At 68.1% G+C, this 23,265-nt stretch carries 20 protein-coding genes; 3 read left to right on the plus strand and 17 right to left on the minus strand.

Features of this window, described 5'->3' with window-relative positions; genetic code table 11:
• Window positions 1–28: 28 nt before the first annotated feature.
• The 10 genes from BLW00_RS21360 to BLW00_RS21405 form a co-directional block, all read right to left on the minus strand.
• The gene (locus BLW00_RS21360) at window positions 29–1,267 is read right to left on the minus strand and encodes an alpha-hydroxy acid oxidase (protein ID WP_092558086.1); all 1,239 of its coding nucleotides are present in this window, start codon (window positions 1,265–1,267) and stop codon (window positions 29–31) included.
• A gap of 11 nt (window positions 1,268–1,278) precedes the next feature.
• Window positions 1,279–3,027: a CocE/NonD family hydrolase gene (locus BLW00_RS21365; protein WP_092558088.1), complete on the minus strand. Its 1,749-nt coding sequence runs from the start codon at window positions 3,025–3,027 to the stop codon at window positions 1,279–1,281.
• Window positions 3,028–3,048: 21 nt separating this feature from the next.
• A complete protein-coding gene (locus tag BLW00_RS21370; RefSeq protein WP_092558090.1) occupies window positions 3,049–4,062 on the minus strand; it encodes an ABC transporter permease in 1,014 nt (337 codons plus the stop codon).
• Window positions 4,059–5,015, minus strand: coding sequence for an ABC transporter permease (locus BLW00_RS21375; protein WP_092558092.1), 957 nt, complete (start codon window positions 5,013–5,015; stop codon window positions 4,059–4,061). Before BLW00_RS21375 ends, BLW00_RS21370 begins: the two co-directional genes overlap by 4 nt.
• The gene (locus BLW00_RS21380) at window positions 5,012–6,529 is read right to left on the minus strand and encodes a sugar ABC transporter ATP-binding protein (protein ID WP_092558094.1); all 1,518 of its coding nucleotides are present in this window, start codon (window positions 6,527–6,529) and stop codon (window positions 5,012–5,014) included. The genes BLW00_RS21375 and BLW00_RS21380 overlap by 4 nt, the downstream gene beginning before the upstream one ends.
• Window positions 6,526–8,187: a CocE/NonD family hydrolase gene (locus BLW00_RS21385; protein WP_092558096.1), complete on the minus strand. Its 1,662-nt coding sequence runs from the start codon at window positions 8,185–8,187 to the stop codon at window positions 6,526–6,528. The genes BLW00_RS21380 and BLW00_RS21385 overlap by 4 nt, the downstream gene beginning before the upstream one ends.
• An 8-nt stretch (window positions 8,188–8,195) precedes the next feature.
• Window positions 8,196–9,428, minus strand: a complete 1,233-nt coding sequence (locus tag BLW00_RS21390) for a substrate-binding domain-containing protein (RefSeq protein ID WP_092558098.1) — start codon at window positions 9,426–9,428, stop codon at window positions 8,196–8,198.
• A 121-nt stretch (window positions 9,429–9,549) separates the two neighbouring features.
• Window positions 9,550–10,494 (minus strand): LysR family transcriptional regulator, encoded by a 945-nt coding sequence (locus BLW00_RS21395; RefSeq protein ID WP_092558100.1) that lies wholly within the window; start codon window positions 10,492–10,494, stop codon window positions 9,550–9,552.
• A gap of 43 nt (window positions 10,495–10,537) precedes the next feature.
• Window positions 10,538–10,708 carry a hypothetical protein gene (locus BLW00_RS21400; protein ID WP_217634469.1) on the minus strand — a complete coding sequence of 57 codons (171 nt, stop codon included), beginning with the start codon at window positions 10,706–10,708 and terminating at the stop codon, window positions 10,538–10,540.
• 70 nt (window positions 10,709–10,778) lie between these two features.
• Window positions 10,779–11,522 (minus strand): SDR family oxidoreductase, encoded by a 744-nt coding sequence (locus BLW00_RS21405; protein WP_092558104.1) that lies wholly within the window; start codon window positions 11,520–11,522, stop codon window positions 10,779–10,781.
• A 291-nt stretch (window positions 11,523–11,813) separates the two neighbouring features.
• Between BLW00_RS21405 and BLW00_RS21410 the strand changes: the two genes are divergently transcribed.
• Window positions 11,814–12,026: a hypothetical protein gene (locus BLW00_RS21410; protein WP_092558106.1), complete on the plus strand. Its 213-nt coding sequence runs from the start codon at window positions 11,814–11,816 to the stop codon at window positions 12,024–12,026.
• On the opposite strand, the gene BLW00_RS23650 is transcribed toward BLW00_RS21410, so the two are convergent.
• The 3 genes from BLW00_RS23650 to BLW00_RS21430 form a co-directional block, all read right to left on the minus strand.
• Window positions 12,023–13,603, minus strand: a complete 1,581-nt coding sequence (locus tag BLW00_RS23650; protein ID WP_175494523.1) for a carbohydrate-binding protein — start codon at window positions 13,601–13,603, stop codon at window positions 12,023–12,025. The two genes, BLW00_RS21410 and BLW00_RS23650, sit on opposite strands and share 4 nt — an antisense overlap.
• 164 nt (window positions 13,604–13,767) lie before the next feature.
• Window positions 13,768–14,901, minus strand: coding sequence for an alanine/ornithine racemase family PLP-dependent enzyme (locus BLW00_RS21425; RefSeq protein WP_092558110.1), 1,134 nt, complete (start codon window positions 14,899–14,901; stop codon window positions 13,768–13,770).
• Entirely contained in the window at window positions 14,898–16,040 is a 1,143-nt protein-coding gene (locus tag BLW00_RS21430) for a DUF1611 domain-containing protein (RefSeq protein ID WP_092558112.1), read from the minus strand. Before BLW00_RS21430 ends, BLW00_RS21425 begins: the two co-directional genes overlap by 4 nt.
• Window positions 16,041–16,230: 190 nt before the next feature.
• Between BLW00_RS21430 and BLW00_RS21435 the strand changes: the two genes are divergently transcribed.
• Window positions 16,231–16,719 carry a DUF6790 family protein gene (locus BLW00_RS21435; RefSeq protein WP_092558114.1) on the plus strand — a complete coding sequence of 163 codons (489 nt, stop codon included), beginning with the start codon at window positions 16,231–16,233 and terminating at the stop codon, window positions 16,717–16,719.
• 6 nt (window positions 16,720–16,725) lie between these two features.
• On the opposite strand, the gene BLW00_RS21440 is transcribed toward BLW00_RS21435, so the two are convergent.
• The 4 genes from BLW00_RS21440 to BLW00_RS21450 all read right to left on the minus strand — a co-directional run bounded on the left by BLW00_RS21440 (window position 16,726) and on the right by BLW00_RS21450 (window position 21,600).
• Complete coding sequence (locus tag BLW00_RS21440; protein ID WP_092558116.1) at window positions 16,726–17,304, minus strand: DapH/DapD/GlmU-related protein; 579 nt, start codon at window positions 17,302–17,304, stop codon at window positions 16,726–16,728.
• The gene (locus BLW00_RS21445) at window positions 17,301–18,821 is read right to left on the minus strand and encodes an MFS transporter (protein WP_092558118.1); all 1,521 of its coding nucleotides are present in this window, start codon (window positions 18,819–18,821) and stop codon (window positions 17,301–17,303) included. The genes BLW00_RS21440 and BLW00_RS21445 overlap by 4 nt, the downstream gene beginning before the upstream one ends.
• A gap of 8 nt (window positions 18,822–18,829) precedes the next feature.
• Window positions 18,830–18,997: a hypothetical protein gene (locus tag BLW00_RS23655; protein WP_175494525.1), complete on the minus strand. Its 168-nt coding sequence runs from the start codon at window positions 18,995–18,997 to the stop codon at window positions 18,830–18,832.
• 152 nt (window positions 18,998–19,149) lie between these two features.
• Window positions 19,150–21,600 (minus strand): LamG-like jellyroll fold domain-containing protein, encoded by a 2,451-nt coding sequence (locus BLW00_RS21450; RefSeq protein ID WP_092558120.1) that lies wholly within the window; start codon window positions 21,598–21,600, stop codon window positions 19,150–19,152.
• Window positions 21,601–21,782: 182 nt separating this feature from the next.
• Between BLW00_RS21450 and BLW00_RS21455 the strand changes: the two genes are divergently transcribed.
• Entirely contained in the window at window positions 21,783–23,258 is a 1,476-nt protein-coding gene (locus BLW00_RS21455; protein ID WP_245741734.1) for an SDR family oxidoreductase, read from the plus strand.
• Window positions 23,259–23,265: the final 7 nt, after the last annotated feature.

Genomic DNA, 23,265 nt, shown 5'->3' on the forward strand with positions numbered 1-23,265 from the left:
AGCGAGGACAGGGAGGCGGGACGTGCGGTCAGATCCGCACGCCGGCACGCTCCGGGACGAGTTGAGTCACGTGCCGCGGTTCGAGCTCGGCGAGCGAGGCGACTCCGAGGAGGAAGAGGGTGCGGCGGATCTCTGCGTGAAGAATGTCGATGGTTCTGTCGACGCCCTCGCGGCCGCCGGCCATCAGGCCGTAGAGGTAGGCTCTCCCGATCAACGCGAAGTCGGCGCCGAGGGCGACGGCGGCGACGATGTCGGCGCCGTTCATGATGCCACTGTCGATCATGATCGTCGTCTCGTCGCCGACTTCCCTGACCACGGCGGGCAAGAGGTGGAACGGGATGGGCGAGCGGTCGAGTTGACGGCCGCCATGATTGGACAGGACGATTCCGTCTGCCCCCGCGTCGACGACCCGACGCGCATCGTGCACGGTCTGCACCCCTTTGACCACGAGATTGCCGGGCCACATCTCACGGAGCACACGCAGGTCGGCGATCGAGAGAGTCGGATCCATCGCCCCCGAGACGACTTCGCCCGGCGATCCGTTCGCGCCGGCGATCGAGGCGAGTTCGAGCGGCCTGGTGGTGAGGAGGTCGAACCACCACCAGGGCCGGGGCGCGGCGTCGACGAAGGTGCGCACGCCGAGTCGAGGGGGGAAGGTGAAGCCGTTCCGGACGTCGCGCATCCGTGCACCTGCGACGGGACAGTCGATGGTGAGGAAGAGCGTGTCGAATCCCGTCTCCTGGGCCCGCTGCACGAGTTCGTAGGAGATCTCCCGGTCGCGGAACATGTACAGCTGGAACCAGTTGCGCCCTTCGGGTGCCACCGCGTGCACTCCTTCGATCGAGGTCGTGCCGAGGGTCGAGAGCGTGAAGGGGATCCCGGCGTGGGCGGCGGCGGCAGCACCGGCTTCTTCGCCCGCGCTGTGCATCAGGCGGGTGAAGCCGGTGGGCGCGATGGCGAACGGCAGCGCGCTCCGGGCGCCCAGGATGTTCGTGCTCGGGTCGACCTCGGCGACCGGCCGGAGGGCCTCGGGGTTGAACTCGACCTCCCGATACGATCGCCGCGCCCGCTCGAGCGAGATCTCGCCCTCGGCAGCACCGTCGGTGTAGTCGAACGCGCCGCGAGGAGTCCGCTTGCGCGCGATCGTGCGGAGATCGTCGATGGTGAGAGCCGACGCGAGCCGGCGCCTCTTCCCGTTCAGTTCGATCGGTTTGAACGTGACGAACCGCGCGAGTGCTCGGAGGTCGGGGATCTGTCGTGCAACCATGCTCTGTGCCTTCAGCTCTGCCGGTCGGAGGGGGCGCCGTCCACGAACGGCAGGAGAAGGTGGCTGTCGTAGGCGCCGCCCACATGGATGACGTGACGCCCGCGATTGATCGTCGGGCTCGGCGGCATGTCCGGGAACTCCGGTCGTCGCAGCAGGTCGGCGCCGTTGATGCGCAGCTGGAGCGTCTCGCCGGCGTGGAAGCGGATGCCGTAGGGCCAGAGGCCGATCTCCAGCGGCACCACCTCGCCTTCGGCGAGCTTCTGCACGAGCCGGAAGCTGTGCACCGGCTCCGAAGCGGTGGATCGCTCCTCGTCCAAGGCCCGGCGAGACGCGCGCAGGCGTCCGTTCGCCCCCGCGTGCGTGCGGTCGGGCACGACCTGGGTCAGCTGCTCCCGACCCGCGCCGTCGACCTTGGACACCGTCACGAACACATCCAGGTCGTCGGCGCCCTCGGCCGACATCCAGAGGCGCGCTTTGCTGTACCCGGTCACCTCCACGTCCTCGTCGAAGGTGTGGTGGAACACGATCCCCGTCTCGTCGGGCTCGTAGCTCAGGCTCGCCACGGCTGCCGCTGGAGAGGCGGTGAGCTGCGCTTCGTCGAGTTGCAGATAGAGCGGGTGGTGCCGCTCCCGGCTGAGCGGGAAACCGCTCTCGGGACGGTTGATCTCGTCTTCGTGTCCGGGGTCGAGGATGCTCAGCCGCACCGGCGGGGTCGCGTCCCATCCGTTGTCGACGCCCTTCACCACGTGGTCGAAGAAGCGCCGCAGCTCCTCCACCCCGCTCGGCCGGTACAGGTCGTGCCATTCGTGGGTGTTGTGCACCCGCAGCCACTTCCGCTCCGACCCCACGCGTCGCCAGGCTTCGAAGGTTCCTCGGGTGTGGATGAGGTTCGTCCACGACGCGACGATGTAGGCGGGGACCTCGATTCGTTCGAGGTCGGCCTTCTTCGATCGCCAGTAGCTGTCGAACAGCGGATTGCTGTCGATCATCGCCGCTTGATCCTCGATCAGGCCCAGCCCGACGAGACCACCGAGGATCATCGGGGAGAACACCGTCTCGGGCATGCCGCCCCGATAGGCAGACTCGGCGTAGAGATCGCTCAGCCCCTCCCAGGGGGCGATCGCGGCGAGGTGGGGCGGCCGCAGGGCGGCGACGAACCACTGGGTGATGGCCAGCCAGGAATTGCCGGCGAGAGCGACCTTTCCGTCGCACCAGGGCTGGCCACCGAGCCATTCGATGGTGTCGTATTCGTCGAGGGCGTGCTGATGACCGAACATCTGGATGTCTCCGCCCGAGAAGCCGATCCCACGTGGATCGGCGTTCACGACGGCGTACCCGTGGGCGACCCAGTAGCCCGGATTCACGCTCTCGAACATGTCGAGCCCGTCTTCCCAGGCCGATTCCACGTGCATCCGGTTCTCGAACAGGTCGTTCTTCAGCCCAGTCGTGCTCGTCTTGTCGTAGGGGCTCCACGAGAGGATGGCGGGCACCGGGCTGTCGCCCACGGGCCGGTACACGTCGACGTAGAGCACGGTGCCATCCCGGAGGACGACCTCGACGTCACGGTCGAGACGGATGTCGCAGGTCAGCGCCGCGCCGCCGTCGCGGTGCACCGACCCTGCGGCCAGGATCTCGGTGCCGGGCCGGAAGCCGGGGTGGCCCCGTTCGGCGGGTGAGATCGCGCGGCGGAACGGCACCGCGATGCGCGGGTCGACGCCGGCAAGCGTTCGGAACTCGATGGTCTCGGATGATTCGTTCATGGTTCTCAGCTTTCCTCGCGCTCAGATGAGGTCGCGAAGCCTGGGTTGACGGATGTAGCCCGCCACAGCGACGAGCAGCAGCAGGCCGAAGATGATCTGGCGATCGGCATTCGTGAACCCGAAGCCCACCAGGATGGTCTGGACGACGACGAGCAGCAGCGCCGCGAGCGCCGTACGCAGGTAGTCGCCCCGGCCGTCGAGAGTGGTGCCGCCCACGATCACGGCCGCGAGCCCGAGGAAGAGGTACGGGTCGCCGAGGGTGGTGTTGCCGCTGCCGGCGAAGCCTGCGAGCAGGATGCCCGCGAAAGCGGCCAGGACCGAGCTCAGCCCGAACACCAGCACCCATACCCAGCGCACGCTGATCAGCGCGAGCCGGGCTGCGTTGGCGCTCGCGCCCGTGGCGTAGATGCGCTTGCCGAAGGGCGTGGAGGTGAGCATGACCATCACGATCACGATGAGTGCGATCCAGATCACGACGATGGGCGGGACGGGGAGCCCGAACGTGGTCGAGACCGGCCGGCTCAGCATGCCGAGCCACTCCGGCGCCTTGACGCTGTCCGAACCGCCGCCGCTGATCACCTGCGCCAGACCCACCGCCACGAACCCGCTGCCGAGAGTGACGATCAGCGGATTGGCGCCGAAGCGCTGCCCGATGTAGCCGTTGGCCGCGCCCAGGAGGAGAGCGAAGACCAGCACGAACGAGAAGACCGCGACGTCCGGCCAGCCCAGACCGCCGTAGAGGTAGGAAGTGAGGATCGCCGACGCCGAGATGACGGCGCCGATCGACATGTCGATCCCGCCGACGAGCGCCACGAGGGTTTGCCCGGCTGCGGCGATGCCGAGGAACGAGGCGGTGATGAGGATGTTCGTGATGCTCCGGCCGGTGCCGAAGCCGTCGAGGGTGAGGACGCCGATGAGGAACACCACGACCAGCGCGGCGGCCTGCACGATCGGGTAGCGCTTCAGGCTCCGCGTGAAGCGGTGCGTTCGCGTCGGCGACGTCGTGTCCGCCGCCGCTGGGGCCGTGTCGGTCATACCGGCTGCCTCACATTCTTCTGGCTGAGCAACGACGCGCTCAGAACGACGGAGCCGACCAGCAGCAGGCCGTAGATCACGTTGATCCACACCGCGGGCACGCTCAACGCGGTGAGGAGGTTCTGGATCAGGAAGATGCAGAGTGCTCCGGCGAGAGATCCGAGGAGGCCACCGCGGCCTCCGGTGAAAGCGGTGCCGCCAAGGGCCACCGCCGCGAGGCCGATGAGGACGAGCGTCGAGGCCTGACTCGCATCCGCAGAGCGCAGGAGGGAGGTGAGCATGAGCCCGCCGATGGACGCGAACAGGCCGCCGAGCGTGTAGGACAGGAGCCGAACCGCCGAAACCGGGACGCCGGCCGATGTCGCGGCGATCGGGTCGCCGCCGGCGGCGAGCAGGTTCCTGACGAAGGACGTGCGGCGCAGCACCAGCCACACCGCGAACGGCACGGCGATGACCAGGGCCGCGATCGGGAAGAGTCCGGCGCGGCTCGTGAGGAATTCGATCCACGGCGTGCTGCCGCCGGCCGGTTGTGGGGCGAGGCGCTGCGCGATGCCGATCAGGACGAACATCACGCACAGCGTCGCGATCATCGCCGGGAATCGCAGCAATGCCACGAGCACGCCGTTGATCGTGCCGATCAGGATTCCGAGGGCGAGGACGATCGGGATGACCGCCCACGGCGAGTCGATCCCGGCCGGGAGCAGCACCATCACGATCACGATGTTCGAGAGCACCACCTGCGGACCGATCGAGAGGTCGATTCCGCCGCCGAGCACCGATGGGGTGCTCGCGATGGCGACGAAGGCGAGCGGCGCGAGGTTCGCGATCAGTCCCGGCCAGTAGCTTGCTGCGGCCGACGGCATCGCGACGACGTTCACCGCGAGCAGGATGGCGGCGAGCACCACGGCGATCAGGTACGGCCGACGCACCAGCGCCGCGCGGAAGCCGGTCATGCCGGCACCTCCTCGCCGACGCCGAAGAAGGCCGAAACCAGGTTCTCGCGGGTCAGGGAGTCGCCCGAGAACTCAGCGAACACGCTGTTCTCGCGCATGACGATCACCCGGTCCATCACGGTCAGATGTTCTTCCAGCTCGCTCGAGAGCATGGCGATCGCCGCTCCCTCGGCCGCGAGTCCGCGGAGCAGGTCGTAGATGTCGTTCTTCGCTCCATGGTCGATGCCCCGCGTCGGATCGTTCAGCAGCAACACCTCGGGCTCGGTCGCGAGCCAGCGGGCGAGGATCGCCTTCTGCTGGTTGCCACCGCTCAGCGTGGTGATCGCATCCTCCTGGCGGCCCAGCCGGATCGCCAGCCGCTCCTGGAAGCCGCGGAATCGCCGGGCGCGACGCTTCGGTGAGATCAGGCCCAGCCGGGTGTCGGCGCGAAGGGTCGTGACGGCGAAGTTCTCCACGATCGACAAAGGGGCGAAGATCGACGCCTTCCGGCGATCGCGCGGCACGTAAGCCACTCCGCTGCGAGCGGCCTGCCGTGGCGAACGGAGCCGGTCGACGCGCTTGGTGCCGTCGAGACGGGTGACCGAGCCGCTCTGCGCGCCCTCGCCCCAGAGCGCGAGGAGCAGCCGCTCCTGCCCATGCCCTTCGAGCCCCGCGACGCCGACGATCTCGCCCGCGTGCAACGCGAGGTCGATCGGGGCGGAGCTGCGCGTGAGCCGGAGGTCATCCGCCCGCAGTACGGGCCGGCCTGCAATGGCCGGGGGCTTCCGGTCGGCGGTGCGTTCGTCTCGCGTGCCGCCCGTCATGAGGCGCACGAGAGTGTCGGCTGTGGCCTGCAGTCGGTCGACGGTGGCGATCGTCCTCCCGGCCTTCATCACGGTGATTCGATCGGAGAGACCGAGCAGCTCGTCCATCCGGTGGGAGATGAAGACCGTTCCCATCCCGTCAGCGCGCAGTTCGCGGAGCAGGTCGAAGAAGCGATCCCGCGTCTGCAGGTCCAGGGCCGAGGTCGCTTCGTCGAGCACCAGCAGGTCGGGCTCGCGGACGAGGGCCCGAGCGATGCAGCAGGCCTGCTGGTCACTCAGGGACAGGCGCGCGACCGGTGCGTCGAGGTCGAGCTCGCGTCCGCACAACCGGTGGAGGATCTCGGCCGCGGCGCGGCGCTTGGCGCGCCGCGGCAGTGGGCTCCCGAAGACGCCGTCCGCGCCGAGCCACACGTTTTCGACGATGCTCTGGCCGGTCACGACGAGTACCTCCTGGAACACTGTCGCCACCGTGCGATGCGCCGGGCCGAGCGACCGGCCTCGCGGGGTGACTACCAGTGCGCCGCTGTCAGGGCGCTGCATCTGCGCGACGATCTTCACCAAGGTGCTCTTGCCCGAGCCGTTCTCGCCGAGGATCGCGTGGACCTCGCCGCCGCGCACCTCGAGTGAGGCCTCGACGAGCGCGCGGGTGGGACCGAACGACTTCGCGATCTCCGTGCAGCTCAGCAGGATCGGGGCGCCGCCCGGGTTCATGATCCCTCCCGAACGATGGGCAGCAGCAGGCTGCTCTGCCGCTGCGGGCCGGTGTGGATGACGTGCAGGCCCTTGTTGCGTGTCTCGGAGTGCCGGGGGAACATCCCGGCCCCCTGCACGATGTCGTGGCCGGCGATCTCGAGCTGCAGGCGGGATCCCTTCTCGAACAGGGTGCCCGAGTCGAGGATCGGGACCTCGACGTAGACCGGACCACGCTGGTACAGCCGCTGTTCGCTGGCGTGCCGGGGGTAGGGTCTGGCCGGTGTCGAGCGTTCCGGATCGAGCTCACGGTGCGAGACCCTCAGCCAGCCGAGCGCCACGATGCCCTCGTTCGAAAAGCCGATGTACTTGAAGTTCACCTCGTGGCCTTCGGCGTCGAATTTCCGCAGGCCGACGAAGAGGTCGGCATCGTCGGAACCGACCGCTTCGATCCACAGGCGGAGCGCTGCCGGGCCGACGATCTCGGTGTCGGTGTCGAAGGGCAGGTCGAAGAGCGCATGCCCCGTGTCGGCCGGGTAGGTGACGGTTGCCACATCGGACGGCGGCTGCGGCGACAGCCGTCCGGAGTCCGCGTCGAGATGGTACGGACGGAACTCGGTCCGGGCGAGCGGATACTCCTGTTCCCACCGCACCGAGCTCCGGTGCAGCGATTCGCGTACTTCGAGCCGCACCGGGGCCCATTCGGCCAGCTCGGTCTGCCGGTCGTGCAGGAAGTGGTCGAGGAATGCTCGCTGCCTCGCGACCGACTCCGGGGAGTAGAAGTACTCCCACTCCTTCCGGCCGTTCGCGTCGAGCCACTTCTGCTTCGAGGAGATCCGTTCCCAGGCCTCGAACGTGCCCCGGGTGTGCACGCCGTGGTTGGCCCAACTCGACACCAGGAGCATCGGCACCTCGATCCTCGTGAGATCGGCAACACGGCGCTGCCAGTAGTCGTCGTAGAGCGGATGCTCGCGAATGGCGGCCTCGAGGTCCTCCACCGCTGTGTTCGACCATGACGTCATCTGCATCCAGCCGTGCGACATGGTCAGCGAAGGGATGCCCCCGTGCAGCTTCACGTCACGGTAGAAGTCCGTCAGGGCTTCCCAGAGCACGACCGCGGTGAGGTGGGGCGGGCGGAGTTCCGCGGCCCGGTAGGCCGACATCGCGAAGTACGACACGCCGGTCGTGGCGACCCGTCCGGAGGACCAGGGCTGCACCGCCAGCCATTCGATCAGGTCGTACTCGTCCTCACCCTCCTGCAGCGTCATGAATTCGGCGATGCCCTCCGAGTAGCGGATGCCTCGGGGGTCGGCATTCACGACGACGTATCCCCATGGCACCCAGACGTGCGGATCGACCGCTTCGAACGCGGCCTCGGCGGAGTTTCCGGGCGGGATGTCCGCACCGGGGAAGTCGCGGTCCCAGTCCACGTGCGGATGCTTGCCGAAGGGCGCCCAGCCGAGCAGCACCGGGTAGTTCCCGCTGTCCGCCGGGCGGAACACGTCGACGTAGATGGTCGTGCCGTCACGGAGCTCGACGGCGACGTCGCGTTCGAAGACGATCCCGTCGTCGAACTCCGTGCGGCGGTACCCGTGCCCTGGGTAGTGCGGGTCGGTGTCAGGGTCTTTGCCGAGACGGAGGGGTCCCTGCGGGATGTTCCGCAGTCTGTCGGTGGTCATGGCGGCGATCAGGCGATGGGCGAGTTGAAGATCTCGCCGAGGTATTCGTCGGTCACGAGGGGTGCGTCATCAGGGCCCGGGGCCGTTCCGACGGTGGAGAGATCCCACGACGGGTCGGCCCAGTCGGCGAGGTTGTCGTCGGTGATGAGCGGGAGGTTCAACACGACGTCGCTGACCTTCACTCCTCCGCCAGCGAGAACTCCGAGGGCCACCTCGGCGACAGCGTTGCCTGTGGCGGCCGCGCCCTGGCCGATGCCGACTCCCTGGTAGCTGTCGCTGTGGTTGATCCAGTAGCCGAGCGAACCCTCCTGGGCGGCGATGTCGGTGACCGGCGGAACCGGGAGCCCGCTCTCCTCGAAAGCGCTGATGATGCCCGGCGCCATCAGCGCCGTCTGGAAGACTCCGTCCACGTCACCCGTGTAGGTGGAGAGGAACGAGAGAACCTCGCTCTTTGCGGCGGACGAGTCGAAATTGCCGGTCACCTCGCCGACCAGTTTGACGTCGGGGCACGCGGAAATGGCGTCTTTCAGCACGTCGAACGAGGTGACGTCGGCGGAGAAGGCGGGCACTCCGTGAACGCCGAGGATGGTGCCTTTCCCTCCCATCTCCGTCAGTACCTGGGAGATCGACTCACCCGCGATGGTGTACTGGTTGGGGTTCACGTTGATCGCATTCGGAGTGTCGACCCGCGCCTGCGCAGTCACCGACGGCACTCCGGCGGCCGCTGCCTCGTCGACGGCGGCCACGAACGCGTCTGCCGCGACGGGCTGGTAGATCATGATGTCGGCGCCCTGCTGCACGACGGACTGATACTGCTGGATCTGCGCGCTCGCGTCGTCAGAGGTCGTGGTGGACGCCACGACGTTCCCAACCAATGGGGAGGCCTTGAGATCCTCCACGAGGGTGTCGTAGATCTCCTGTTGGTGGGCGTTGCGAAGCGGGCCGAACACGACGCCGACGGTGTAAGGGCCGGGACCCTTCGGCTTCCAGTCGGCCCACTTGCTCGGGTAGATGTCGTACGGGTAACCGTTGTACAACGCCTTTGAGGCGTCGCTCAGCGAGTCGAGGGCGCCGTCGGCGTCACGCGGGGCGACGGTCTTCAGCGAACCGCAATCCGACGAGCCGGTGGCGGCCGAGCCCGAGGCGGACGTCGCCTGGTCTCCTGTGGAGCACGCGGCGAGAGCCACGCTGAGCGAGAGGACGGCTCCCGCGCCGATTGCCGTGCGAACGAAATGCTTCATGATCACTCCTCATTGAGTCGGGTCCACCACGCGTCGACGCGGAGGGGAACACTGAGGAGTCTCACAGAGCACTGCTAACGCTGAAAAGCAGGAAGTATCGACATCTGTTCTGCGGCTCAGCCTATGAAGGTGCAGCGATGGACTGCATGATCCCAACGACAGCTTCCACTCGCGGGGGCAACGGGTTCGAGCGCCAGGCGACGAGCACTCCCAATGTGGGAGTGGGAGGGGTGATGGGCAGGTAGACGACACCGTGGAGTTCGCTGGGCAACGGGAGTTGATCGAGATTCAGCTGAATCCCGTAGCCGAGGCCCCGCTGGATGAGGGATCGATGCAATTCCCGGTCGTCCGTGCGGTATGCGATCAAAGGAGTCACACCCCGGCCGCGCATGAGTTCGAAGGTGTGGAGTCGGCTCGCGGTGATATCGAGGAGAACCATCGGATGCGACGCGAGGGCCTCCAGCGAGATCGTGGGCTCCTTCGCGAGCGGGTGGTCGCGGGGAAGAAGCACCATCATCTCGGCGGCCATGAGCTTGCGCTTGGAGAATTCGGGGATGAAGTCCAAGTCATAGGTCACGATCAGATCGAGTTCCGCAGCGTCGTGTGCCTCCAACAACGTGGGCATGTCGCCGATGACATGCTCGATCGCGATGTTCGGATGCTGCGCCTGTACTTCGACCACCAGGTCGGGGAGGATGTGATTGGCGAGAGTGCCCGTGAAGCCGATGCGGACGGGCCCCGCCAGCGAGAACTTGCGGTCTCCCACGGAGCCCGTTATGAGTTCCGCCTCCGCGAGCAAACGGTAGGCGATCCTGAGGATCACGCGCCCGTCCGAGGTCAGCGTCGCGCCCTTCGATCGCCTCCGAACCAGTAACGTCGCTCCGAGTGATTGCTCGAGCGAGGAGATCGCCTCGGACACTGCGGAGCCCGATGCATGCGTGGCGATCGACGCGCCGGCGATCGACCCGGTCTCCGCGATGGCCACGAAGTACTCGAGTTGACGAAGGGAGAATGGCGTTGGCGCTCTGAAGGCCTTGCCCGCGGTGGCATGGTCCGGCTCGCTCACAGGTGTCCCCCCGTTCTTTCGTGGCCCGACGCCCGAGAACCAATCATGTCAAGTCCGGCGGCCGGATGTCGCGCGGGTTCAACAGGAGCAGGTAGGCCAGGATGACGAGAGCGCCCGCGTCAACCCGGACGAGGATGTGTCCTCCCTGTTCGAAGAACGCGCCGCCGTCCATGACACGGCGAGTAGGAATGACGCCGCCACCCTGTTGAAGCACGGTCGCCGTTTCTACGACATCCACCGTCTACGCATCGAGTCGGCATTCGACCCGGGACACTCATCAGGCGTCAGTCCGTGCGTCCTTCGGGGATGTGGGAGGTGAGCCCGCCGTCGATCACGAACTCGGAGCCGGTGGAATAGGAGGATTCGTCGCTGGCGAGGAAGAGGACCAGGTTGGAGACCTCTTCCGGCTTGGCGGCGCGACCGAGTGGGATCTGCAGTCGGGTGGCATCGATCCCGACGGTCATCGGCGTCTCGATCAGTCCGGGGTGGATCGAGTTCACTCGCACGCCGGCGGCGGCGAGTTCTACGGCGACCGACTTCGTGAGCCCGCGGACTCCGAACTTGGCGGCGACGTATCCGTGCAGGCCGGGGCTTCCGCGAAGGCCCTCGACGGAGGAGATGTTGATGATGCTGGCGTTTCCGGTGGCGGCGAGGGCGGGGGCGGCGGCGCGCATCCCGTAGAACACACCGGTGAGGTTGATTCCGATGATCGTCGACCACATCTGGTCGGTGAACTCGTGCAGGGCGGCGCCGTTGGCGATGCCGGCGTTGTTGACCAGCACGTCGAGGGAGCCGAAGGTGCTGGTCGCGTGGGCGACGGCTGCATCCCACTCATCCGGCTTGGTCACGTCCAGGTGGACGAAGGTCGCGTTCTCACCCAGCTTCGCGGCCAGCGCGGCGCCATCCGCGTCCAACAGATCGGCGATCACGACCTTCGCGCCCTCCCGAACGAGCAGGCTCGAATGAGACGCCCCCATACCGCGTGCTCCGCCGCTCACGAGCGCGACCTTGCCTTCAACCCGACCCATAGTGCTTCTCCATTCATCAGTGAAGCTCCAGTGTGCGCCCGGCCGGTGACCCGGGTCGGGCCGAAGGTCCCACGCGAAATCACCGCGAGATCCGTACCCGGTGGGCGATCAGCTGGCCAGCCGCGTCTCGAACAGGGCCAGGCGGCGCATCCACCCAGGTGCTCGATGCCCTGGCGGCGGCGCTGCGGTCGAACGACGCCGGACGCAGCTACCTCCGCGCGCTCGCCGAGGACTCCGGACACGTCGCGCCCTCCGAGCATCCCGAAACCGAATCGGTCGGATCCGGATGCGGTGGACGACCCCTATCGCCGGCCCGATGCCGGTGAGATGGTCTTCACGGACACCCACACTCGCGAACTGATCGGCCGGTTGTCGATGGCGAGCCCGGTCCTCGTGATCTGCGCCACCGAACGCAACTCCGCCTCGTCGGAAGCGATCCGGTTTCTCGCCCAGCTGGTCGGCGACCAGAGCGTCGACCTGCCGGGACGGATCGGCCGAGCCTAGAGACGCCCGAGGGCCGTCAGGAAGCGCTTGGTATAACCCAGGGCCGGCACCGTCGGCGTCGAGTTGCAGGTGTTCGAGAGTGCGGTCGAGCCGCACGGCACGTCGCGATCGAGCGACCAGTAGTGCAGGCCGGCCAGCTTGTTGGCGACCGCGTAGGCTGTCATCTCGTCGATGTCCTGCAGGGTGAAGGTCTCGTCGGCGATGTCGTTCAGCGCGATCATCGGGGTGAGCTCGATCTTGTCGAAGGGCACCGCCGGGTAGCTGTGACGCAGGTTGGCGACCGCCTTGATCGCCGATTTGCCCATGTCGCAGATCGCGCCCGACATTACGCAGACGGATGACGACGCGGGGCCGTAGTCCATCACCATGAGGTTGATCGTGTAGTTGCGCAGCGGCGATGCGAGCACCGCCTTGATCACGGCGTCGCCGGTCGTGTTGACGCCGCCGAAGCTGCCGTCGGAGGCGCCGAGCGTCGCGATGGTGAACGAGAAGCGCAGGTTCGGGTAGATGTCCTGCACTGCGGCCGCCGCCGCGACCTGGTTGCGGATGTCGGTCGTCGACTGCCCGCGCTCGATGTCGAAGTCGACACCGATGAGGTTGTCGCTGGCGTAGCGGTCGATGAAGGCGCGCATGCCCGCCGCGGAGGCGCAGGTGAAGCTGCCCGCCGCGCCACCGGTGCCGAGGATGTAGTCGTAGTCGGCGGCATCCAGTGCGGCGACGTTGTCGGCGGCGAAGTCCGTGCCCGACACGCCGGCCCAGTTCTCCGTGCCGCACTCGCCCGTGGCGAAGGCCAAGGTGATGGTGTCCAGCTGCGGCAGGGTCGACTGCAGCGTCGTGCCCGCGCCGACGAGCGGGGTGGCCGAGCCGTTGACCGCCGTGGTCCCCATCCGGTGGCCGGTGCTCCAGAACATGGCCTGCGCGATGTCTTTGTAGGGGCTGAACACCAGTCCGCTGGCTGTGCCGGTGGTGGGAGGTGTTCCGGGGTTCCCGGTGGGTGTGGGTGTCGGGGTCGCCGTGGGCGTCGGAGTCGGGGTGGGCGTCGGCGTGCTGGTGGTGCACGTGGTCTCGCTCCAGTACTGCGGCGCGGCGCTGGGTGACCACCAGTTGGGGGCGAAGGTCGAGACGTAGGCCTTGCCGTTGAAGGTGACCTTGTCGCCCTTCGCGTAGGCCGGATCGCCGGAGTACGGCTGGGCGAACGGCTGGCACGCGGTGGGCGTCGGAGTGGGGGTGGGCGTCGGAGTCGGGGTGGGAGTTGCCGTGGGAGTCGGAGTCGGGGTGGGTGTCGGTGTAGGCGTCGGCGTGCTGGTTGTGCACGTCGTCTCGCTCCAGTATTGCGGTGCGGCGCTGGGCGACCACCAATTGGGCGCGAAGGTGGAGACGTAGGCCTTGCCGTTGAAGGTGACCTTGTCGCCCTTCGCGTAGGCCGGATCGCCGGAGTACGGCTGACGGAAGGGGGTGCATCCGGTCGACTGCGCAGCGGTCGCGGCAGAGGCGGCAGCGGCCGACGACGCGGAAACCACCGACGCGCCCACGACCGACGAGCCTGCGATGATCCCGAGCGCCGCGACGATCGTCACCGCGCGGAGAGCGAGGCGCCGATTCGATGACGCTGCGCGTCTTCCGCCGCGCGCTCGGGTTCTCGTCTCGTCATCCGGTCGCATCGTCGACATCCCCGTGCCTTCCCCCGAATCGCCGATCACGGATCGACGCATCCCAGCCCGATACCCGGGTGACGCTGAGTCTAGTGGTGCGGGATTTCCTTCGAGTTTCCGTTTTCTGCGCGCGCCCCGGTGCGTGACGCTCGGGTCTGGCCCGCCGTGTGCGGGGAGACCGTGACGAACGGGGAGGTCGCCGCCCGCACCAAGGCGCTGTAGTCGAGGCCGAACGCGAGTTCGTCGCCGACCGCGACGTCGTGGTCGCCCACGTCGACGACGAGGTGGTCGCTGCTCATGCCGAGCACGGTGATGCCCTCCGGTGGCGTCAGGCCGTCGGGATCGGCATCCTGACGGCCGAGCGCGACGATGGCCTGGCGGATGGTTCCGCCGCCGCGGCGAGGTGCCTGGTGGCCGAAGGAGGCCTGGGCGATCTCACCCCACGGGCGCGCCGGTTTGGTCTTCGCCTCGATGACCTCGCCCACCAGGGTGAACGCGTCGGTGCGCAGGCCCGCGATCGGGTTCCGGTGGAGAGGCTCCGTTCCCAGCAGGATGGATTCGCCGAGGCGCAGCTCGTCGATGCGGCCGATGTCGTCGGAGCTCAGAGCCCAGGCGAGGTTGGCCGAGTTGCCACCGGAGACCACCGACAGGGTTCGTCCGCGCGCCGCCTCGACGGCCTCGACCAGGCGCGAGAGATCATCCATGTTGCGCTGATCGGGTACGACGCCGCTCTGGCAGGCGAGGTTGGTGCCGAGCCCCGCGAGCGTGAGGCCGGGCAGTCGCTCCACCGAGAGCGCGGCCGACACCACGTCGTCGGCGGCGATGCCCTCGCGCAGGTCGCCCAATTCCACCATCAGCACGACGCCGTGTGTGGTGCCGTGGTTCAGAGCGGCCGCCGACAGCGCAGCGAGCACGGCCGGTTCGGTGTTCAGACTCGTGTCGGACATCCGGATCGCCTGCTCGACCTGGCTCAGCATCGGCGAACGGATGAGGGTGAGCGGCGCAGCGACGCCGCCGGCCCGCAGCCGTTGCAGGTTCTCCACGCGCGAGTCGCCGAGACCGGTCGCCCCGCCGCGGAGCATCGCCTCGGCGACGTCCGGCAGGCCCCGCAGCGCCTTCGAGACGCCCGTGACGCGGATGCCCACCGGGGCGAGACGGTCGACGAGGATGCGGGTGTTGCCGGCGATCGCGCCGAGATCGATGTCGAGGCGGGGCGCGGTCACCGTGTGCTCGAGGCGAGCGGCGCCTCGAGCATCGGGAAGGCCTGCAGCACCATGTCGACGAGCCGGCCGAGCGGACGGGTGAGTGGATCGGTGGCGGGCAGGCCGAGAGCGAGTTCGTACTCGTCGATGACGTCGCCGATCTCGTCATCCGTCATCATCTCGTGGTTGATGGTGACACCGATCACCTTGGTGTCGGCGAAGGCCTCGATCAGGGCGATCTCGCTGGCGATGGTGGGCATGGCGACCATCGGGAAATCGCCCAGCACCGTGCGCTTGGGGGCATGCTGCACGATCACGCCCGCCGGCCGGCTGCCGCGCAGGATGTGCGCCGACGTGATGTAGGCCGGATGGCTGAGCGCGCCCTGGCCCTCGACCACGATGATGTCGGGGTTCTCGCCCTCGAATGCCGCCACGACCTGGTTCTCGACCTCGCCCGAGCAGAACTGGGGAACCAGGGCGTCGAGCGCCACACCGTACTTTCCGCCCTGGATGATGGTGGTCTGGCCTGTGCCGACCAGCACGGCCTTGATGCCCCTGGCGTTCAGAGCCTGCACCAGCAGGGTGGCCGTGGTGCGTTTGCCGATGGCGCCGTCGGTGCCGAGCACGGCGATGCGGGGGCAGGTCACGTCGAAGATGCGGCCCGAGAAGAGGTGCAGATCCTTCTTGTCCTTCGGGCGACGCACATCCGTGATCGTGACCCCGGCCAGCAGGGCGGCGGCCACGAACTCCGCGTCGTCGTTCAGGAACTCGTGCAGGCCGTTGATGACGTGCATGCCGCGCGAGATGCCGTCGAGCAGCACGACCCGCTGCGCGGCCGAGAGCAGGCCGTCGGCCGGGGCGACACCGCAGATGAGGTAGTCGGGCACGCGGCCGGCGTGAGCGATGGCGGCGGACAAGCTGTCGAGCACGGGGATGCCGTTGGTCGTGCCGTCGAGGAACAGACCGGCATCGACGCCGACGATCCGGCTGTCGATGACGCTCAGCACCTCGTACTTCTCGGAGTGGCGCACCAGGCCGTTGGCGGTCTTGCCGTCCTGCTCGCCGAACTGGCCTTCGCAGTAGACGACGGCGGTCGTGCCGCGGGGGAGAGAGGCCGTGAACGAATCGGAGACGGATGAATCAGAACGGTGGACAGACAAGAGCGTGACATTCCTCTGAATAATTCAGAGGAGGCGACGGAATCGTGGCGGGGCCGGACGGCCCAACGGTCAACGAGAAGTCTTCCCTGATACCGGCGGACGCCGGCCCCAGAACCATAGCAGCCGCGCCTGGGCGCGGGGCGGCATCACCGAGTTCGGCACTTGACCACGGGGTTGCGGCTCCGCCAGCATGAGCACCATGTATCTGGTGATGATCCTGGGGTTGATGATCGTCGCCCCCCTCGTGTCCATCGTGAGCGAGTACTCGGCCGGCGGCGGCACCAACGATCTGCTGCTGCTCGTCGGCAAGTGGTTCGTGTTCTGGGCGGTGGGCATCCGGCTGTTCACGGCCGGGCTCTCGCAGAGCTTCCGGCCCGAGTTCACGGCCGGCAACATCCTCGGGTCGAAGTCGGCCGACCGCTCGGTGCTGCAGATCGTGCAGGAGCTCGGGTTCGCCAACCTGGGGTTCGGCGTGATCGGCATCCTCTCGCTGGTCTTCCCGACCTGGATCGTGCCGGCCGCCGTCGCGGGCGGTCTCTTCCTCGGCCTCGCCGGCATCCGTCACATCGGCAAGGCCGGCAAGAACACGAAGGAGTGGATCGCCACCCTCACCGACCTGCTCGTGTTCGTGGTGCTGGCGGTGTTCGTGGTCTACGTCTGGACCACCGGCGCCGCGTAAGCCCGCCTACCAGCTCCGCAGCACGGTGGCCTTCGGGCCCGCCACCAGGCTCGACGGCGGCACGTCGTCGGCCACGATCGCGCCTGCCGCGATCACCGCGTCACGCCCGATGGTGACGCCCGGCAGGATGGTGGCGCCGGCGCCGATCCACACGTTCTCGGCCACGTCGATCGGCGCACCGGTGAGGTACTGGCGGCGCTCGACGGGGTCGACCGGATGCCCCATCGTGATGAACGTGGCCTTCGGGCCGATCATCACGCCCTCGCCCAGCCGGATGCCGGCGAAGTCGAGGAAGGTGCAGCCCTGGTTGATGAAGACCCGCTCGGCCAGCTCGAGGCCCCGTCCGTGATCGGTGTAGAACGGCGGATAGATCGTGACCCGCTGGGGCAGTGGGCGCCCCAGAATCTCGGCGAACAGCGTCGCCTTGCCCGCCTCGTCGTCGAAGGGCAGCAGGTTCAGGCGCGAGGTGAGCGCCGTGACCTCCCGCACCCGCTCGTTCATCGCCCGGAACTCGGGGCCTAGCACGCGTTCGCCTCGCGCCAGCAGCTCGGGGTCGTGGATGGGGAGGAAGCGGTCGGCGCTCATGCCTCCATCGTGTCAGCGCGAGCCGCCGCAGCGGAGCCGGGCGCTCCGCCTGTCGAGCCGGCCGGATGCGTCGTCGCCGCGTGCCCACGCCGGCGGAACAGCAACGCCGAGAGCACCGCGCCGAACGCGAAGAACCCGGCGCCCCACCAGTACGCCGTGGCATAGCTGGCCACCGCGGCATCCGCCGTCACCTGATCGGTGACCGGCAGATGCGCGGCCACGTAGTCGGCGGCCGCCGTGGCGGCGAGCGTGTTGAGCAGAGCGGTGCCGATCGAGCCGCCGACCTGCTGGCTCGTGTTGACCAGGGCCGAACCCACGCCCGCGAAGTGGCCGTCGATGCCGAGCGTCGCCGTCTGGATCGACGCCGGCATGATCGACCCGATGCCGAAGCCCAGGATGATGAAGGCCGGCAGCAGGTCGGCCGCGTAACTGCTCTGCAGCGTGAGCCGGGTGAACATCAGCATTCCGACGGTGGCGAGGATCATGCCGCCCGGCACCATCAATTTCGGCCCGAGCCGAGGTAGCAGCAGGTTCGTCGACAGCTGTGCCGCGACGACCAGCGACGCGATCATCGGCAGGAAGGCGACGCCCGTCTCGATCGGGGTGTAGCCGAGCGATTTCTCGAGGTAGAAGGTGACGAACAGGAACACGCCGAACAGGCCGGCACCGGCGATGAACACCGAGCTGAAGGAGGCGCCGCGGTTGCGGTCGACCACGATCGACAGGGGGAGCAACGGATGCGCGGCCCTGCGTTGCCACCACACGAACGCGACGAGCAGGATGCCGCTCGCGATCAGCATGCCCCAGCTCCAGGGGGAGTCCCAGCCGTCGGTCTCGGCGTTCGACAGGCCGTAGACCAGGGCGAAGAGGGCGGCCGAGACGAGCACCGTGCCCGGCACGTCGAGCTTCGGCCGCTCGCCGTCGCGCTCGACGCTGGCCACGAACACCGCTCCGCCGATGACGGCCGCCACCGCGATGAAGACGTTGATGTAGAGGTTCCAGCGCCAGTCGAAGTACTCGGTGAGGAATCCACCGAGGAGGAGACCGATGGCTCCGCCCGCTCCGGCGATCGCGCCGAAGACGCCGAACGCCCGGGCTCGTTCCTTCGGGACGGTGAAGGTGGTGGTCAACACCGCCAGTGCCGTGGGCGCGAGCAAGGCGGCGAAGGCGCCCTGCACGGCGCGGGCCGCGACCAGGGTGCCGAACCCGGGCGCCGCTCCACCCACGGCCGATGCCACGGCGAAACCGATCAGGCCGATGATGAAGGTGCGCTTGCGGCCGATCAGGTCGGAGAGCCGGCCGCCGAGCAGCAGCAGGCTGCCGAAGGCGAGCGAATAGGCCGTGATCACCCACTGCCGCTCCCCGTCGGAGAAGCCGAGGTCGGCCTGGGCCGCCGGCAGCGCGATGTTCACGACGGTGGAGTCGAGCACCACCATGAGCTGGGCGAGCGCGACGGTGGAGAGCACCCACCAGCGGCGGGCGGCGGTGCGAGGTGCGGACGGTGTCGAGACGGACATGGTTCTACCTATCGGTCGGATGGGTCGGAGAGCGAGACCGGCAGCGGGAGCGTCGTCACGAGCGTGTCGAGGTTGCGCACGTTCTGGTCGTCGACCAGTCGTGTCGTGCCTGCCGCACAGCCGAGGGCCATCACGAAGGAGGCGGAGAGCGGCGCCGTTGCGATCGGGAGTGGCATGCCGCCTCCTGACCGGGTGGTCGCGATGGATGTGGGCCAAGGTAGCAGCCATCCGGCTGCGGCACCAGGCTCTGCGGGCGACCGCTTTGCTCCCGCAACGGCAGGCCCGGGCGGCGCCGCGAAGCGCCACCCGGGCCGGCCGTCAGAGCGGGTCACTCACCCGACAGACCCGATGCGCGGCGGCGACGCACGAGAACCAGCACGACGATGCCGAGGAGTGCGAGCAGGATCGCCCCGCCGACGGCTCCCGCGGGCAGCTCGGCACCGGTGTTGGCCAGCGCCGTGCTCCCGTCGGCGCCGTCGATCGGGATGGTGGGAGTCGTTCCGCCGGGGGTCGGAGCCGCGGCGCCTTCGATCGTGAAGTCGAAGCCGAGCGGCGCCGACTCGCGAGTGCCGAGGGCCTGCACGACCGACGCCTCGTAGGCTCCGGCGGCGAGCGCTCGAGGGAGCACGATCGACCAGCGTCCGTTCTCATCGATCACGTCGGTTCCTGCGATGCTTCCCGACATCCGCACCTCGGCTCCGGGCAGCCCGGTGCCGGAGAACGTGGTCAGTTTCGTGGCGGCGGGCAGCGACCCTTCGGGGGCGTCCGTGATCGTGAGACCGGTGAGGTCGGCGCGGGCGGTCAGCCACTCGCCCTGGTCGAGCACGTGGTCGACGATCCGGGTCTCCCCGATGCAGCCGTTCCAGCCGGCGCCCGGCTGGTTGTGGTCCATGCCCGCACCCATCAGCCACGGAGCATCCGGCACGAAGCTCTGGCCCACGTTGTCGCTCGCGTTGCGGAGCACGGGTGCGCCGTTCACGTACATGGTCGTCGTCCGGGTCGCCGGGTCGTTGACGATCGCGACGTGCATCCAGGTGTCGAGCTGGATCTCTCCCGACCAGTTGACCCGGTCGCCGAGTCCGGGCTCATTGGGGATGACACTCCACTGGAACTCCTTGAGGTTCGACAGGCCAAGCACGACCGGTCCACCGTTGCCCCAGCGGTCGTACGGCACGCCGGGCATCTCGTTGCGGTTGCCCGCCCGGATCAGCGCCATCATCCACTGGTTCGTGCTCGCGGTCCACGACTTGTCGATCTTCAGGAAGGACTCGATCGTGTACCCGTTGTCGAAGGACTCGTTGTTGACAGGGGCGTCACTCGCGGTCTGGAAGTAGCTGTAACGCGAGTTGTTGCGGTCGGCGTTCGCGAAGCAGACGCTGGCGTCGTCGGACGACAGGTAGGCGTGGTCGCCCCCGATCGTGACGTCGTCGACCTGGGCGTTCGTCGCGCCGGACTCGGCGATGCCGACCCGCGTGAGGTCGTTGTCGCCGGCGACGTCGGGGACGCTCTGGCCCTCAGCCACGACGCCGGAGTTTCCGGTGAATCGCCAGTGCGCCAGCGTGCCGGCGACGTCGACATAGTCATCCGAGTTGCCGGGCGCCTCGGTCGACACCGGGTCGGGTCCGGTGAAGCCATCGAGCAGGATGTCGCGAGCCTTCTGCGACAGCGACGGCTGGGTGGCGGGGCCCACCGCGAAGGCGGGGTCGAAGGAAGCGAATCGTTCGGCGAAGTCGATCGGCACGTCGAATTGCTGGTTCACGCCTTCGAGGAAGGGCTGGTCGTAGCTCGTGAGCTTCTCCTGAGGCTTCCAGGTGACCCACGGTGAGGCCGTCTGCACGGCGATGACGTTGTTGCTGAGATCGAACTCGAACAGGCCGAGGTAGCCGTCGCCGCCTTCGTAGGCCATCTGGTAGTCGATGACGATCTGGGTGACCGAGTGGCCGAAGTCGTTCATCTTCACCAGGTGGGACTCGCCGTGGAAATGCCCGTTGATGGTGAGGAAGATCTGATCGTTGCTGCGGATGAGCTTGTCCCAGAGCTCGAGGCCGTACTCGGTCTCCTTCGGGGAGACGGCATCCGAATCGATGTCGATCACCTGATGCGTCGTCAGGATGACCGGGAGCGTGGGGTGGGCGTCGATCACCGAATCCGCCCACGCGATCGTCGCGTCGGACACCCGCCAGCTGAGGGCCAGCACGAGATACTGCTGGCCTTCGGCCTCGAAGACGTGGTACTGGCTGAGGCCGGTCGGATCGCTGTCCTCATACGTGGAGACGTTCTTCGCGCGGTCCGGTCCGAACCAGCGGAGGAACGGCTCCTGGCTGAGGTCGTACTCGGTATCGTCGAGGTCGTCGTTCGAGTCTCGGACGTCATGGTTGCCCGGCGCCGTCGAGTACGGCAGCTTCGCGTCATCGAGCGTCTTCATCGCGTCGTCGGCTGCGACCCATTCGCGCTCCTGCCACGACTGGTCGACGATGTCGCCCAGTTGGGTGACGAACGGGATGTTGAGGGCGTCGCGGTTCGCGGCGAGCCATTCGGTCTGCACCTGGTAGGGGTCTTTGCCGTACCGCGGCTGGAACTGGTCGGCCGAGTAGCGCGAGTAGAACTGGGTGTCGGGGAGGACCGCGAGCGTGAAGCGCGACCCGAGGTCGTCGGCGGGCGCGGCTTGCGTCGCCGGAACTGCCGCGAACAGGGACAGAGCGATCGCTCCGGCTGCGGCTACCGCGCCGGCACGGACGAATCGGAGGCGGGATGGTGGACGAGGAGTTGCGGGTGGCACGTATCTTCCTTACGGATCGACGTCGACGGTTCGCTCTCGAGCGAGAGCGCTCCCACGCTCCCTTCTCAATCGGTCGCCGAGGTTGCGGGCGCGTGAACGACGCGATGACCGGGTCGTAACGTCGCAGGGCGCCGTTGCCACCGGCACGACAGGGAGCGGGTGTGCTCGGCCTACAATCGTCTGTGCCCTCCGCCTCTCCTGAGATCCCGTCGACCGGCGCCATCGCGCCTGCGGATCTCGCGACCACCCTCGAGGTGCTCGCCCGCATGGCCGAACTCGACGAGAGTCATCCCGACTTCGTCGCCGTGCGGCACGCCACCGCCCTGATGTTCAAGGCGGTGAAGAAGCAGCGCCGCCGCGAGATCCGCGCAGCCGTGGCCGACGCCGATCGCAGCGTGATCGCCGCCACCGCCACCGGGGCGCCCGATCGCATCGACGACGAGACCCGCGGCATCCCGATCGCCACCTCCACCACCACGCCCACCGCGGGAACGCTGCTGAAGGCGCGCAACTGCTACATCTGCAAGCAGCCCTACACGCTGGTCGACGCCTTCTACCACCAGCTCTGCCCCGACTGCGCGGCCATGAGCCACGCCAAGCGCGACGCCCGCACCGACCTCACCGGCACCCGGGCGCTGCTCACCGGAGGGCGCGCGAAGATCGGCATGTACATCGCGCTGCGGTTGCTGCGCGACGGCGCCCACACCACCATCACCACCCGGTTCCCGCGCGACGCCGTGCGCCGCTTCAGCAGCCTGCCCGACTCCGCCGACTGGCTGCACCGGCTGAAGATCGTGGGCATCGACCTGCGCGATCCGGCGCAGGTGATCGCGCTCGCCGACGAGGTCGCCACCGCCGGTCCGCTCGACATCCTGATCAACAACGCCGCACAGACGGTGCGTCGCTCGCCCGGCGCTTATCAGGCTCTCGTGGATGCCGAACTCGCGCCGCTGCCCGACGGGCCGCTTCCCGAGTTGGTCACCTTCGGCCACACCAACGACGCGCATCCGCACGCGCTCGCCGATTCGGTGAACACGCATCCGATCCTCGCGGCGGCCGCGTCACGGGCCGACGAGCTCACCGAGCAGGCGATGGCGCCCGGGTCGAGCTCGCTCGAGCGACTGGCCGCCGGCACCGCGATCGACGCCGGGGGACTGGTGCCCGACCTCCATGACGTGAACTCCTGGACCCAGCACGTCGACGAGGTCGACCCGCTCGAGATGCTCGAGGTGCAACTGGCCAACACGACCGCACCGTTCCTGCTGATCTCGAGGCTCCGCGCCGCGATGCGCGCCACAGGGTCCCGCCGCAGCTACGTCGTGAACGTCAGCGCCATGGAGGGGGTGTTCGGCCGCGGATACAAGGGGCCCGGACATCCGCACACCAACATGGCCAAGGCCGCTCTGAACATGCTCACCCGCACGAGTGCCCGCGAGATGTTCGAGACCGACAACATCCTGATGACCAGCGTCGACACCGGCTGGATCACGGATGAGCGCCCGCACCCCACCAAGGTGCGACTCGCCGAAGAGGGCTTCCATGCCCCGCTCGACCTCGTCGACGGCGCCGCGCGGGTCTACGACCCGATCGTGCGCGGCCAGGCCGGCGAAGACCTGTTCGGCGTCTTCCTCAAGGACTACGCCCCGAGCGCGTGGTGACTCGGCC

The sequence above is a fragment of the Herbiconiux ginsengi genome (assembly GCF_900107435.1).
Taxonomy (GTDB): domain Bacteria; phylum Actinomycetota; class Actinomycetes; order Actinomycetales; family Microbacteriaceae; genus Herbiconiux; species Herbiconiux ginsengi.